A 14,830-nucleotide genomic window follows, 5' to 3' on the forward strand; every position below is an offset into this window, starting at 1 on the left:
GTGGTGGATTCATGTGGAAAATAAAGTCAAATACTTATTTGGATGAAAATGGATCCTGCCACTGGCAAATTAGGTACTACTCGCCCAATCCGATTTTTTCTTTCTTTGGTCTTCTTTTCTTACTGGGAATATTTTTTCTGAGTTATAGGCAAGTAGGCTTAGATAAGAGTGTGTGGCTTCTGTATGGACTGCTCACTATGTATTCCGCCTTTTGCGTATGGGATATCTACAAATATTTCTTTCTTACTTATATTGTGGAAGCAATTCTGTATGAGGAAGAGATTGTACTTCTTTACAACAAGGGGGAAAGCCGGAGGATTCCCTATACGGAAATAGGATTTGTGGATTTTCAACTCCATGAGGGTGTGGGAAGTAAGATACGTTTTTCGCCCCACTTTAGCCTTTACAAGAAGAACAGCACATCTAAGATTCTGGATTCCGTGCTGTATAAAAATGAGTATTTGCTTTTTACAGGAGAAGTAGAGCTTCTGGAGGATTATCTTAGGATTAAAGAAATTCTGGCGGAAAAGGGAAAACATTGTGTGGAACCCAGGGAAACCGAAGAGTGCTTTCGAAGAGGAAGGCTTAGCAGGCAAGCTAGAAGAGATATTGGGAAATGAATAAATATATATAAAAATGCAATTTCATACATTTTATACATTTCATACACAAGCTGAACATAAATTTCTGTGATAGTAGGGCGTGTAAAGAGCAACCCAATCACAGAAAAGAGGACAGTATGAAAAAGAATAAAAATAAAATGAGTATATGGCTGGCGGCAATGGCGATGAGTATGGCCATCGTAGGATGTTCCAATGCAAAGACCGCTACAACAGCGGCAGCAACGACCGCCCAGAGCACAGAGGCGGTGGCAACGAACACTTCCACAAAAACAACGGCAAGTTATTCTGAGGAAGACTTAAATACTTCTTATTCCGACTCGGATACCACGATTGAGTTGAGTAGCGGAAACGCCAAGATTACCGGAGAGGGCGCAAGCTACACGGATGGCAATATTGTCATTACCAAGGCCGGAACCTATGTCTTTAGCGGAGAGTTCAATGGACAGATCATTACGGAGGTGGGAGACGAAGACCTGGTACACATCGTTTTCAACGGCGTAAATATCACAAATACGACTTCCTCCGTCATTAACGCAGCTACAGGACGTAAGATTGTGTTGACCTTAGTGGATGGCACCACCAACACTATCACTGACGGCACAACATATAATTATGCAGAGGGAGAGGATGAGCCGGATGCGACCCTCTTTGTAAAGCAGGATTTGACCATTAACGGAAACGGAACTTTGAATATCAGCTCCAACTATGCAACAGCCCTTAAGGCAAAGGACAATCTCATTATCTTAGGTGGAAAGCTGAATATCGAATCGGTAGGAAAGGCCATCAAGGGAACCGATTCCGTTACCATTGAAAATGCGGATATCACCATCAATGTAGAGGATGACGGTATTACCACAGACGGAGCCTTGGTCATCAACAGCGGAACTATTAAGATGGAGAAGGTTGGAGAAGGTCTGGAGGCTGTTACCATAGATATTAACGGCGGAAGCATTGACATCGTGGCGAGCGATGACGGTATCAACGCCCGTGGACTGATTGACGATAGCGCTAGCGATGAGGAAAAGGAAGCTTACGGAGAGGAAAATCAGGCGGATACCTATTTCCGTATTACAGGCGGTACGGTAAATGTGACAGCCGGCGGAGACGGAATCGACTCCAACGGTCAGGTCTATATCGAAGGCGGCACCTTAAATGTTTCCGGACCTGCTTCCGGGCCGGATGTGGCTTTAGACTTTAACGGAAAGGCAACCATTACCGGCGGAACCTTTATCAGCACCGGTGTGCAGGAAATGTTTGAATCCTTTGACAGCAGTTCCCCCCAGAACTTTATCAACGTGTTCTACTCTACTGCAGTAAGCGGGGGAACAGAGGTGAAGGTGACAGACAAGAGTGGAAATGTGGTACTTAGCTACACACCAACCAACGACTTTACGGCAGTGATTCTTTCCTCTGAGAAGCTTGTAACAGGGGAGACCTATACCGTAAGTGCAGGAAGTAATAGCGAAGAAATCACGATTTCTGCAGGAGAGAATACCATAGGGGAGCAAAGCAGCGGCATGGGCTTTGGCGGTGGAAACGGTACTCCTCCAAGCGGAGCTCCCGGGGAAAATGTCGGTACACCTAGCGGAAACGGCTCTATGGGACAGCCACCTGAGAAGCCGACAGATGCTAATGGGAATGAGTTGGCTATGCCGGAGCCACCCAGCGGTCAGGGAAGTAATAGTGAAAGCAACTAATATCGTTTAGGGAAATTTTGAAGAAATAATGAAATAGCTATTAGTAGATAGAAAATAGGGAAGGGCTTTGACTCTTTCCTATTTTTATATGAAAATATATTTTACAAACATATCTTTGATACAGCTCCTTACCCACTTCATTTCCGTTTAATCTCTATCTATCTTATATCATACAATATAAAAACATATTCAAGTCTTATATAAATATGATGTATTCATTATAAAATTTAATAGATAAAGCTATAGTAAGATTTAACATTTTCTTTTAAGATAAGGAGGGGATTATAGCTATTTTATACAATATTTTTAAGCATCAAAGGAGAGGACATGAAAAAAGCAAAACGATTACTGGCAAGTACTATGCTTTGTACCTTGGCTTTACAAAGTGTGGCTTTTGCCACAGGCAGTGGGGCGACAGCTTCTACAGTTGCTTTAGAGAGCACAGCGACCAATGGTAGTGTTACGGAGGAAAATAGGGGTAGTATCACTCGTGTGTTTTTTGGAGATGATTTAAATCAGGATAGTAGCACTCTTCCTGCAGAAGGAGGAAAGCTAAAAATCGGCCTAATGCTGGGAATCAACAATCGTCCTGATGGATATGAAACGCTTCGGGTCAAGGCGGAATTTAAAACAAGTGATGGACTGGTTTCGGAAAAACTTCTGCCCCTTGAAGAGGAAGATTTATCTTTAAAGAAGGGAAAGAGAAGTTTTTCTGTAAGTATTCCGGAAAATGAAGATAAGAGCGAAAGAACGATAACTCTCTACTTTAACTGCTGGGGAGATGAAGAAAAATTCCAAGACGCTCCGATTCTTACAATTACCCAAGAGGCCGGAAGAAAAAAAGTCGTAAAGGCGGAAATTACGAAGCTTAGTGCCAATAAAACAGAATTGGCTAAAGGCGGAGAAATTTTACTGCATGTTAAGGGAAAAAACCTTACAGAGGACAATCTTTTCGGAAAGGTATATAGGGAAGAAAAGGGAGAGTATCTTGAAGATGAAGGTTTAAGTGAAAGCTTAAAAGGCGGATGGGAAGGCCTGGAAAACAATAGAACCAAAGCTTTGAGCCTTCCGGATGCAGAGGGAGGCATTCAGAAATATAAAGTTCAAGTAGGGACGATGGATGCCCCGGAGGATTTGTTTTCCGATGCATTGGAAATTTCTGTAGGGGGAGAAGAAAGTAAGAAAAAGGTACAATTTATGCCTCGCCTGGTTAGTCTTTCCGATGATGGACAGAAAATTACCGTATATTTTTACGAGAAGGTTTCTGCGGCAAAGGACATGGATTTTCTGAAGAAAAGCATTTTCCTGAAAACAAAGGAAGAGGAGGGCTATGCTCCTTTAGAGGTAGAGGATGAGCTGGAATTTGTAGATGACCATACTTTGGAAATCCGTTTGCACGCTGCCAAGAACTTTAAAAATACTGCAAAGATTAAAGTGGAAGAGCGGAGCATTTTAGATATCAATCGACAGGTGGAAAATAATCCCTTTGAGAGCTTCTTGCAACAGTCCGGTGTTATCAGTGAAGTAAAGATTGAAGAGGGGACTGTTCTTTCCTCAGAAGGAGGACAGGTTCGCCTTCGAATTAAGGGACAGAATCTTTCCAAGGAAAAGTTCCGCATGAAAGTGCTTCCGAACAAGGCTTTTAGCGGAAAAGAAGAGGATAATATTTTTGAGCCGGCAGACCTTAAAATAGAGGCAGATACTGGTTTTTCAGCGAATGCAGAGGAAGCAGAAAAGGAAGGCTTAGTTGTCAGCTTCTCCGTTCCGAAAAACGAAAGCAAGGAGATGAAGAGTTTTACTTTGCGTTTATCTGCTGACGGTGGAATGAGTTTTAAGAACCGTTTTTCCAAGCAGGCACTTCCTAATGAGAAGCTGGTGTTAACTCAGCTTTATGAGGGACAGGAGGAAGGTATTCCTGCGATTTCCTTTGCATCCATTCAATCCTATGGAACTTCCGGAGGAGGAACGGAGGTGGTGGACAATACCCACACCGTCAGTCCCACAGGACAAGGCAGTAAGAAGACTCTCGTGCATCTTTACGGCATTAACCTGGATGAAAAGAAGAGTAAGATTAAAATTGTGGATGAAAATGACATTACCTGGTATCCGGTGAATGATGCAACATCTGATAGTTCCAGCAACTTCATTATGATTGCCTTTAACCATACCGGAATCACCGGAAATGGAAACAGTCAGGTGATGGAAGTCATTTGTCCTAATAATTTCAAAGGCGACAGAACTTTTACTTATTATATTGCCCCGGACGGAGTGCATTATGATATGCAACACAAGGTTACAGCTACAGTGTTGGACGACAAGACTCCGAATAAGCTGGAGCTTTCCGGAAAGAACATTCGTGCAGTGAAAGTAAGCTATGTGGATGTGGAAGGGAATATTTTAGAGGATCCGGAATATATACAGGGCTATAGCTTTGCTAAGGTGATGTCATTCGGTATCGCTCCTAAAGACATTTCCGGCTACAAGGCAAAGGTTTATCGCTACGGTAGTATTCAGAATAAGAAAATGCAGTGGACGGAAGGGGACATTCGTATTTTAGATAACCTGAATATTAAAGATATGGCAGAAATCCAGTTTGTCTATGAGAAGGACAATACAGGAAAAGAAGAAAATCCTAATCCCTCTGAAAATACCGAAGCTTCTCATGAAAAGCAAGAGACCGGCAGAACTTTTGGGGGTGGTTCCGGAAATGGAAACTATCGTTCCTTTTCCAGTAGAAGTTCCGTTGCTTCCGCTATAGTTAAAGTGGGAGCGGTACTTGGAGAGAGCCGTGATACTACTCTTTCCGGAACTTGGCAAACGGATGATAAGGGCTGGTGGCTATCTGCAACTGATGGAACTTATCCAAAATCTCGATGGGCGGAAGTACATTACGAAGGAAGACCTCAGTGGTTTTACTTCGGAGAAGAAGGCTACATGGCCACCGACTGGATTTTCGTGAATGGAAAATGGTATTATCTAAATCCATTAACAGGTGCTATGCATGAGGGCTGGCTCCTTTGGAAGAATCAGTGGTATTACTTAAGCAACGGTTCAGGAGAAATGAAAACCGGAGAGGCAAAAATAGGAGAACAAAGCTATAACTTTGATGAGAAGAGCGGAGCCTTAAAGTAAGAGAAAAATACTTTCCATAAGATAGATGCTCTTTTGCAGGAATAAGAAAAAGGGACTGGAAACAAAATAGTAAATTGTTTTTTCCGGCCCCTTTTGCATTTTCCTAAGAGGAAAAACTAAATTTTAGTTCTAAAGGAATTGACAATGCCGCGTATTGCGCCATAGCCCACTCCGGCTACTGGCCAAATAATCCAGCTGATATCCCAACGCCGTGTAATAAAGCTGTAGGCCAGATAGATAGCCGTTACCGAGCACCAGTAAATTTGCCCGATGGTTTCATTTTTATGCTCATCCATCTTTTTCTCCCTTCTATAATCCCCTTGCTCTAAAAGCATGTTCAAGGCATCCCAAATAATATTCGTTTTGACAATCTGAAACACGCCAACGGCCACAAAAAGCAGAAGGAAAGGCACGGCAAGAGCGGTATGGAGATCATCTTCTCCGAAAATAATCATACTGATAAAGATGGGACTTACCGCAATGATGCAAAGAAAAATGCCTAAAATCATCTGAGAAGTATAAGTTCCCTGGTAACGGGATTTTTTCTCCTGCACCATACCGTTTACCCCGTAAGCGGTATTCAGAAGCTCTTTTTCCATATAATGGAATCGGTCTCCTTCAATGGAGTTCTTGATAAATAAAGCTACTCCTACTCCTGCCAAAAGGAAGAGGAAGAGCACACCGATACCTACGGCTTTTCCCTCTGAGAGAGGAAGAAGAGAACTTTCCTGAAGAGTGCTTAAAGCAATCAATAGGCTGGGGGAGAGAATACAAAGCAATACGCCCAGAGCAATTTGGGAAGCTGCTTGATTCTTGTGCGCGAGAAAGGCATTGGCTTCCTCTATGGAAACAGGAACTTCCTTTAGGGAGGATTCCGTATCAATCTTTGGAGCTTCTCCCGGGCTGTCCAGCTCTATCTCATCCTTTAAGAGGTAATCCGTACTGACGGAAAAGACCTCGGACAACTTCAAAATCTTATTCATATCCGGAATGGACTGGGCGCCCTCCCATTTGGAAATGGACTGTCTGCTGACCTCCAGCTTCTCCGCCAGATCCTCCTGAGACCAACCGTTTTTCTTTCTTAATTCTATAATCTTGTCTGCCAGTATCATACTCTACTCCTTTTATGATTTTCAGTGTTTACCGGATTTTCCTTCTTTGGAAAATGTCTTTGCTCACTCCGTCTTTACGTCTCCCATACTAGTGAAAAATGCGGTTGCAGGGAAGAAAGAGGGCTTGTCAATTTGACAACCGACGGTTGCAAAGCCTTGATTTTCCATGGAAAAATAATATTTCGAAGAAAAGTTTCAGAACGGAGAAGTGTGATGAGTGAATTGAAACAACAGTTTCGGGAAAACGAGAATCGATATGCGCTTGTCGGGGATTATTATATCCCGAACTTGACTTTAGTGGAAGAAGAAAGATAGAGTACAGTCTTTGAACTCTTGCTTGCATGAGTTTGTAATTCACTTGAATTATCGAGAAAAATATAGTACGATTGCATTACAAACAAATGCAGATTTCAATGGAGGTGTAAGCATGGCAAATGGATTACTTCAGCTTCGTATAGACGACAATCTTCGGAAGGAAGCTTCCGATGTATATTCTCAGCTCGGCCTTGACCTGCCCACGGCAATCCGCATGTTCCTGACTCGTTCTGTGCAGGTGCGCGGTATCCCATTCAGCATGATTTTGCCAGAAGAGAACTATAAGGCGACGGCAGCTGTTGCAGCCATGAAGCGCATGAGCAGTGATGCGGAGAATGCCGGTGTAGCCGACATGACACTGGATGAAATCAATGCGGAGATTGAAGCTGTAAGGAATGGGAAATAACGTATGAAGCTATATGCTGTGATAGATACCAACGTACTGGTTTCCGCTCTTCTTCGCTGGGATTCCGTGCCCGGAGCGGTTCTGGAACAGGCTCTTGTGGGAAGCATTGTTCCTCTCCTTAGCGATGAAATCATGACTGAATACGAAGAGGTACTGCGGCGGAAGAAATTCCCCTTTAAGGAAGAGGATATCCAAGCTGTGACGGATGGGATTCGTATGCGTGGTGTGTTCCTTGTCCCGGAGAAGCGGGAGGAAAACCTGCCCGACCCGAAGGATGTAATATTCTATGCGGTCACTATGGAAGCCAGAAAAGATAGTGACGCTTATCTGGTGACTGGAAACATCAAACATTTCCCGCTGAAGCCCTATGTGGTGACGCCGAGGGAAATGCTGACGATCCTAGAGAACGGCGAAAAGTTACTCCCGGAGGAAGCAAATAGTGATGAATGATGCGCTTATCCAAGGTTTTTGTAGACACTGTCTGCAAAATTGGAGAGATGACGTAATATCCTTGGAAGAGACCTGCTCATTTTTGTTTTGCTGAGCTTGAACTATCTCATTACTCGTCTTGCTCCAAAGAACTTCATTTTCTCAATATCTTCATTCTCTGAATCTCTACATTTCCAAAACCGATTCAATGCTGAGACGCAAGGCGATTTCCCGGGAACCAATACCGAAGGAACGCATATCGTGTTCCTCTACATTTGCCAAAGAATCTCCGGTGTAGAGCAGACTACCCCATTGAATATCCCGCATCTTTGCCACGGCTGCCAGGGCGGAACACTCCATTTCCACAACGGTACAACCTTCCGACTTTCTATATTCCACCTTTTCTTTGGTTTCCCGGAAAAATCCGTCGGTGGACCAGGTAATTACTTCTTCATAGGGCAAATGATGGGAGCGCAGAACCTTTTCGATAGCCTTTCTTGGGGCTTCCTCTATGTTCACGAAGCGGGAGGGAGGAAGATAATGGTAGGAGGTGCCTTCGTCCCGCAGTGCTTTTTTCGGAACCAGAAAAACGCCTTCCTCCTTATGAACCAATACACCGCAGGAACCGCTGCTGATGACTTTTTTAACGCCATGGGCAATGAGCCAATCCAGAATCTGTGCGGCAGGGGCGGCACCTACAGGAGCCTGCACCAAGAGGAAGGGAATTCCATTTTCCTCCAATAAAAAAATGGGATATTGCATGGTGGCGGAGAGAAATTGGGTCAGTACCTTTCCGCCATGCTGTAAGGCATATTTTTCTATTGTGTCCTGTAAAAAGGCAAAAACGGCTCTCTCCGGAAAATGCACATCCAGTGCTTCGTGACCCGGCTCTAAAACAGCACTGGGATCGGAATCAAATTCTAAGATGGGAATTTCGTGTTTTTGAATACTCATTTTGGCCTCTATTTTTCTCTTTTTAAAAGGGTTTTATGGTAAAATAATAGCAATATTTTTTTATAAAGTCTTAGTATACATGGGAAAATAAGAGATTCGCAAGAAGGAAAATGCTAAGGGAATTTAAATATTTAAATTGTAATGGAAGCATACGTGTCTTGGATAGAAAAATATTTATCCGACTATAATACGGACTTTTATTATCAGTCTCGAGAGTATATTGCTTTGTGCTATAGAGAAGGGGAAATTGTGGAGTAGAAAAGGCTGTAGAGCGGAAAAGCTGTAGAGTAGAGGAGTGGGATAATATGAAAGTACTGGTCATACCGGATGTGCATTTAAAAACTTGGATATTTGATAAGGCGGAAAATGTCTTAAAGTCGGGTAAGGCAGATAGGGCAGTCTGTCTTATGGATATGCCTGATGATTGGGATATGGAATTTCAGATTGATCGATACAGAGCAATCTACGACAGGGCTATTGCATTTGCCAAGGACTATCCGGATACCCTTTGGTGCTACGGAAACCATGACCTAAGCTATCCCTAGGGACGACTGGAAAGCGGCTATTCTCCTTATGCAGAGCGGACGGTGATGGAAAAACTGGAAGTGTTGGAAAACAGCCTGAAAAATTCCTCTCAGATAAACATTATGCATAGGATAGATCGAGTTTTGTTCTCCCATGCAGGCCTTAGCACGGAATTTGTAAAAAGCTTAAACAAGAAGCTTTTGGATGGGAATATAGACGAGGTTCTCCATTCGGTAAATACTGCTTCTCAGGATAAGCTATGGAATGATGAATCGCCCCTTTGGCTAAGAGCATTGGATGTACGGAGAAAGGCATTTCGAGGGGAAAAGTACAAGCAAGTTGTGGGTCATACTCCGGTGGAAAAAATTATGGAGCAGGGGGGAATGATCTTTACAGATGTTTTCTCTACGGATAGGGAAGGTACGCAGATTGGGGAATCTACCATGGTGGTGATAGATTCCGAGACGGGGGAGTATGAGGTGGCAGAGGTCTAAGAAAAGGGCTATGAAAAATCAATACATGATGGATTTTTGACAATATAGTTCTGAAAGGGAGGCAATCTGAGCCCGCGGGTACTTGCGAAAAACAAAGGTACTGCAGTTTTTCGCTTAGTAACCCTACCCGTTGGGCGAGCTTAGCGAGAGCGTGCCTCAATTTCAGACCTATATTGTGAAGAAAATCAGTATGATTTTCATAGTATTTTCTTATCCGATGAGTACCTTGCCGGTTTGTTTTAAATACTTTTCCGGAATTGGTGTTTCCAACTGCCAGATAATACTCATGGGCTTACTGCCGGTATGAGAGATATACCGGGCTGGGCCAAGAAAGGTATAGGCTTCTGCCCCAAGGGCGTTTTTTTTCCATTCGCGAACGAATAAAAAGACATTTGTCCCCAGCGTTTTGTGCTGAATATAGCGCTTTCCGGTTTCGGAAGTATCGGAAGTGGCATTCTGGCTCTGCCAGTGAAAGAGCCTTTCGTTAAGGGAGTAGTCTTGGTACATGGTACTGGGAGAATACTCTTTATCAGATTTATTCAAAGTCACAAAAAGAAGATCCAGCTTTTTCTCCGGAAGCCATTTCACGCCCTCTCGAACCGTATTGGGCTTTTCAAAGTCTAAAGCCAATAAGATCTGATCTCTTGAATAGCTACAATGCACATCCAGTGGACAGTCCGGTATACATGACAGGCTTTGATCCACAAAATCTATACTGTCTAAATTGAAGGAAAGTAAATCCAGTAACTCTCGAAGCATTGTGGGCGATTTCTGCAAATTGATTAAGTTCTCTTTATCCTCCGGGCTTTCCCAATCTATAAGCCTTTGAAATAAGGAGAAATAGAACATTCGGAAAAATCTGGCTTGCAGTTTAGGTAAAGATAAGAGGTAGTCAAAGCAATCTTCAGATGTTTTTTCCAAAAACATGGACAGAAATTCTTGTAAAAAATGAATCCAACGTCTGGAGTTTATGCTGCAAAGCTTTGGCAAGGCTTTCGTAATTAATTCTTCTAATGGTTCGGAAAAATTTGCCCATTGCTCTGCCTCTACGCAAAGTCTGGAAAAGGAGATTTTTCGGAGATAAATGTCTTTAGGGCTTAGATGAAAATGCTTTAAAAAATTGTCGTAGCTTAAAGGAAGTCCCGTATCTTCGCTGAAGGATTTTAATCTAAAGAGAAAACCATCTTTTCTATCAAAGTTTGCCCTTATATTCTCCAAGATGATTTTGCTGGCTACTTTCTCCAGTTGGATATAACAGTTTTGGGGAAGCGCAGTAAAGCCCTTCTGGATTTCCTGACTAAGGTTATTCCTGTGATGAGACAGCAAGGCGGAAAACTTTTCTTCAAAGTTATATTTTTTATTGGCTTGTCCAATAAAGTCTAAAACAGTAAGACACTCTTTACCCGTGGAAAGACGCAGTCCACGTCCTAACTGCTGTAAGAAGACGGTTAAGGACTCTGTAGGACGGAGAAATAGAATCGTATCCACCTCCGGAATATCGATTCCTTCATTATATAAATCCACAACAAAAATAAATTGAATTTCGCCGGAAATCAAACGGCTTTTTGCAGTGTTACGTTCTTCTGTACCGGAACTTTTGGTTAAGGACAGACAGGCAATTCCATTCTTTTTAAAGTGACTTTCCATGAATTTTGCATGCTCTACTGAAACGCAAAAGCCAAGTCCATGAACCGCGTGAATATCATTCACATAGCGATTAATACTGTTGATAATATGATTTGCTCTTTTTTCTGCACTACTGCTTTGTAGGGAGAAAATGTTACTAAGCTCTGTTTTATCATAGCCCCCTCTTACCCAATGCACATTGGATAAATCGATCTCATCAGAGATTCCGAAATACTGGAAGGGGCAGAGTAAGCCACGGTTAATTGCTTCCGGAAGACGGATTTCAGCCGTGATTTTATTGTTAAAGTACTTTAAAATATCCTTTCCATCCATACGCTCCGGCGTGGCGGTAAGACCTAGAAGAACTTTGGGTTGAAAATAACTTAATAAGTCCTGATAGCTGGGAGCTGCAGCATGGTGAAATTCATCCACGACAATATAATCATAATAATTAGGGGGCACTGCTTCTGTAAAGTTCTTCGAAGAAAAGGTTTGTATAGAGATAAAAAGATGATCTAAGGAATCCGGCATAAACTGCCCTACAAATAATGCCCCAAAATTAGAATCCTTTAATACGTGCCGAAAGACAGCTAAGCTTTGCTTTAGGATTTCTTCTCTATGCACTACAAATAAAAGTCTGGGCTTTCTTGCGTCCTGCTTATTCCAAAAACGTCTATAGTCAAAGGCTGAAATCAAGGTTTTACCGGTACCTGTCGCAGAGACAATGAGGTTCTTATAATTTCCTCGAACTTCTCTTTCTGCATTAATTTGATCTAAGATTTCCAGCTGGTGGGGATAAGGATTTAAGTCAAAGAGAAAGCTGTCATCAGAAAAGGAAGACTGCCCTGTTTTTCCTAATTGAAGTGCGGCTTTTAACTTTTTCTTATCTTCTTCGTTATTAGTATAGGAAATAAAACTTGCATTATTCCAATAGCTGTCAAAAATTGTCTCCATCTTCTTGAGAATAAAAGGCATATCTTTGGCGGTCAGTTTGACGTTCCATTCTAAACCTTCATCAAGAGCCGCAGAGGATAGATTGGAGGATCCTATATAGGCGGTTGTAAAGCCGCTTTCTCTGTAAAAGATATAAGACTTTGCATGTAGTCGTTTTCTTTCAATATCATAAGAAATTCTTATTTCCGTATTTGGTAAGTTACAAAGCTGTTCAATAGCCTTGGCATCACTGGCTCCCATATAGGAAGTGGTGATAATGCGAAGCTTTCCTCCATTTTCCGTAAACTCTCGTAAAGTATCCCGAATTAGATTTAAACCGCTCATTTTGATAAAAGAAACCAAGAAATCAATTCGGTCAGCTGATGCAATTTCCTTTTTTAATTCGGAAAAAAGGGAAGGCTCATTTTGTGAGCCGGTAAAAAGACTGCTCTGGGAAATCGGACTTTCAGGACGAAGTAGATCCTTTGCACTTTTCATACCAAGCTTTAGAAGCGGATTTTCGGAATGGGTAGCGGAAAGTACGGCAAGGAGCTGTTCTCCTTCCGTACCAACAGACAATGGAGAAATATCCTCTCCCTCTGCGGAAAGGAGCGCAATGATTTTATTAATCACTTGAATTTTAGCAGTAGTATTCTGATCTGATAGCTGCTCCAGGTTGCTTCGAATAATATCACTACAGTACTGTGCGAGTATAGTGGAGGCTTCCGCTTCATCGATTTTCACAATGTTCTTTTCTGCTTCAGAAAGATCAGATAATTCTTTTTGAATGGCTAAGTTGATTAGTTGTTCATAAATTCCGGGCTTCAGCATAAGTTCATCCTCTTGAATTAAGTACTTGTATTCTTAACGAGTATCCCTCATGAAGCATGTGGGATTCCGTTTTGTTTGTATTTTTTACAGAATGAGATCATTATGGCAGCTTCTTTAGAGGAAGTAAATAAGTTATGGGAGGATTTTGAAAAACTAAAGAATCATTCTAAATCCTTTAAAATATAAAGTATCTATGCTTTGCTCATAAAGCTTAATACAGTCCGTTCTTGCAATTTAAATTTACCTTCAAGGTAAATTTAAATTGACCAAGCTGTTTATTTATAGTAATATAAATTTACCTAAAAGGTTAATTGCAAGGAAGAGGTGATGCCTTGGAAGTTACGTACAAAACAAATAAAATAAAGAAAATTTGTACGGATGCTAAAGTTTCAGATCGAACTTATGGAAATGAAATGTCTGAAAAAATACAGATGCGTATAGCGGAAATAGAAGCTGCAGACACTGTGGAAGAGATGATTAAATTCCATATTGGTAGATGCCATCCATTGACGAATAACCGCAAAGGGCAATATGCAGTAGATTTAGTCCATCCGTATAGAATGGTATTTGAAAAACACGGTAATAAGATACAGGTAGCCCATATTATGGAAATAGTGGATTACCATTAGAAAAGTAAAATGGAATAGGGGGTAGCACTATGGTGAGAAGTCGTAGCATTATTGCAACACCACCTGGAGCGACAATTAAGGAACAGCTCAATGACAGAGGAATGAGTCAGAAAGAGTTTGCTGTAAGAATGGATATGTCTGAAAAGCATATCAGTAAGCTTATAAATGGGGAGGTACAGTTGACTCCGGAGGTTGCTGTTAGGTTGGAGGTGGTGCTTGGAGCACCTGCAAAGTTTTGGAATAGTTTAGAGGCGATATACAGGGAAAAATTAATCAAAGCTGAAGCTGAAAATGCTGTGGATAAGGATGAAGAGATAGCTAAAAAATTGCCTTATAATGAGATGGCTAAATATGAATGGGTTCCAGAAACGAGAGTATTAAAGGAAAAAGTATTAAATCTTAGAAAATTTTTTGAGGTTGTGGAACTTTCACTGCTAGAAAATATTCAGATAACAAGAATTGCATGTAGAAGGTTGGCGATAACAGAAAAGAGTGATTTAGCCTTGTTGGCTTGGGCGCAAGAAGCAAGGATAGAGGCCAGAGATATTGAAACGGCCCTCATTAATGTTAAGGGTCTAGTGAATATTATTCCTAAAATCAGATTGATGACAGTTATGAAAGCGAAAGATTTCTGTCCAAAGCTTAAAAGTATGCTTGCAGAGTGCGGAATTGCACTTGTTTTTTTGCCGCATTTACAAGGCTCATTTTTACAAGGAGCTTCCTTTATGGACGGGAAGAAGATTGTTGTAGGATTAACTGCGAGAGGAAAAGACGCGGATAAGTTTTGGTTCAGTCTATTTCATGAACTAGCGCATATCGTTTTAGGACATATAAGTCAATTGAATGGAACATCAGAGGATGATGAGAAAGCTGCAAATTCTTGGGCCAGCGATACATTAATTCCGAACAAAGAATTTGATGAATTTGTTGACCATAAGAGCTTTTCAGTATTAAGCATACGCGAGTTTGCTAAGAAGCAAGGCATTGCACCCGGGATTGTGGTTGGAAGATTACAAAACGAAGGATGCATTAAGCATAATATGTTGAATGAATTAAAGAATCATTATAAAGTCGTTGTATAGTTTTTAAGAGAAGGCTATAAAATTCCTTCTCGGGATTATACT

General features: G+C 41.6%; 12 protein-coding genes and 1 pseudogene. 10 read left to right on the plus strand and 3 right to left on the minus strand.

Annotated elements, in window-relative coordinates; translation table 11 throughout:
• Positions 1-11 precede the first annotated feature (11 nt).
• The 3 genes from HNQ46_RS01870 to HNQ46_RS01880 all read left to right on the plus strand — a co-directional run bounded on the left by HNQ46_RS01870 (position 12) and on the right by HNQ46_RS01880 (position 5,452).
• Positions 12-620, plus strand: coding sequence for a hypothetical protein (locus HNQ46_RS01870; RefSeq protein WP_183682255.1), 609 nt, complete (start codon positions 12-14; stop codon positions 618-620).
• Between the two features lie 119 nt (positions 621-739).
• Positions 740-2,320: a carbohydrate-binding domain-containing protein gene (locus tag HNQ46_RS01875; protein ID WP_183682258.1), complete on the plus strand. Its 1,581-nt coding sequence runs from the start codon at positions 740-742 to the stop codon at positions 2,318-2,320.
• A 327-nt stretch (positions 2,321-2,647) separates the two neighbouring features.
• The gene (locus HNQ46_RS01880) at positions 2,648-5,452 is read left to right on the plus strand and encodes an N-acetylmuramoyl-L-alanine amidase family protein (RefSeq protein ID WP_183682261.1); all 2,805 of its coding nucleotides are present in this window, start codon (positions 2,648-2,650) and stop codon (positions 5,450-5,452) included.
• 116 nt (positions 5,453-5,568) lie between these two features.
• Here HNQ46_RS01880 and HNQ46_RS01885 read toward each other — a convergent pair whose 3' ends face one another.
• On the minus strand, positions 5,569-6,564 hold the full coding sequence (locus HNQ46_RS01885) for a helix-turn-helix domain-containing protein (RefSeq protein ID WP_183682264.1): 996 nt from the start codon (positions 6,562-6,564) through the stop codon (positions 5,569-5,571).
• Positions 6,565-6,777: 213 nt separating this feature from the next.
• Between HNQ46_RS01885 and HNQ46_RS12000 the strand changes: the two are divergent.
• From HNQ46_RS12000 to HNQ46_RS01895, 3 genes and pseudogenes are all read left to right on the plus strand, one after another.
• Positions 6,778-6,876: pseudogene (locus tag HNQ46_RS12000) on the plus strand (TnpV protein); the annotation flags it as partial.
• Between the two features lie 115 nt (positions 6,877-6,991).
• On the plus strand, positions 6,992-7,285 hold the full coding sequence (locus tag HNQ46_RS01890; protein WP_040648793.1) for a type II toxin-antitoxin system RelB/DinJ family antitoxin: 294 nt from the start codon (positions 6,992-6,994) through the stop codon (positions 7,283-7,285).
• Positions 7,286-7,288: 3 nt separating this feature from the next.
• Positions 7,289-7,735, plus strand: a complete 447-nt coding sequence (locus tag HNQ46_RS01895) for a putative toxin-antitoxin system toxin component, PIN family (RefSeq protein ID WP_183682267.1) — start codon at positions 7,289-7,291, stop codon at positions 7,733-7,735.
• A 165-nt stretch (positions 7,736-7,900) separates the two neighbouring features.
• On the opposite strand, the gene HNQ46_RS01900 is transcribed toward HNQ46_RS01895, so the two are convergent.
• The gene (locus HNQ46_RS01900) at positions 7,901-8,668 is read right to left on the minus strand and encodes a nucleoside phosphorylase (protein ID WP_183682271.1); all 768 of its coding nucleotides are present in this window, start codon (positions 8,666-8,668) and stop codon (positions 7,901-7,903) included.
• Positions 8,669-8,973: 305 nt separating this feature from the next.
• On the opposite strand from HNQ46_RS01900, the gene HNQ46_RS01905 reads away from it, so the two are divergent.
• Both HNQ46_RS01905 and HNQ46_RS01910 read left to right on the plus strand, forming a co-directional pair.
• A complete protein-coding gene (locus tag HNQ46_RS01905; RefSeq protein WP_183682272.1) occupies positions 8,974-9,213 on the plus strand; it encodes a hypothetical protein in 240 nt (79 codons plus the stop codon).
• 45 nt (positions 9,214-9,258) lie between these two features.
• Positions 9,259-9,687 carry a hypothetical protein gene (locus tag HNQ46_RS01910; protein WP_183682275.1) on the plus strand — a complete coding sequence of 143 codons (429 nt, stop codon included), beginning with the start codon at positions 9,259-9,261 and terminating at the stop codon, positions 9,685-9,687.
• Positions 9,688-9,897: 210 nt separating this feature from the next.
• Here the strand turns inward: HNQ46_RS01910 and HNQ46_RS01915 are convergent, their stop codons facing one another.
• The gene (locus HNQ46_RS01915) at positions 9,898-13,077 is read right to left on the minus strand and encodes a DUF3427 domain-containing protein (protein WP_183682279.1); all 3,180 of its coding nucleotides are present in this window, start codon (positions 13,075-13,077) and stop codon (positions 9,898-9,900) included.
• 332 nt (positions 13,078-13,409) lie between these two features.
• Between HNQ46_RS01915 and HNQ46_RS01920 the strand changes: the two genes are divergently transcribed.
• Entirely contained in the window at positions 13,410-13,706 is a 297-nt protein-coding gene (locus tag HNQ46_RS01920) for a type II toxin-antitoxin system RelE/ParE family toxin (protein WP_183682282.1), read from the plus strand.
• Between the two features lie 29 nt (positions 13,707-13,735).
• Positions 13,736-14,788, plus strand: a complete 1,053-nt coding sequence (locus HNQ46_RS01925) for a helix-turn-helix domain-containing protein (RefSeq protein ID WP_183682285.1) — start codon at positions 13,736-13,738, stop codon at positions 14,786-14,788.
• The last annotated feature ends 42 nt before the right edge of the window (positions 14,789-14,830 follow it).

The sequence above is a fragment of the Oribacterium sinus genome (assembly GCF_014202695.1).
Taxonomy (GTDB): domain Bacteria; phylum Bacillota; class Clostridia; order Lachnospirales; family Lachnospiraceae; genus Oribacterium; species Oribacterium sinus.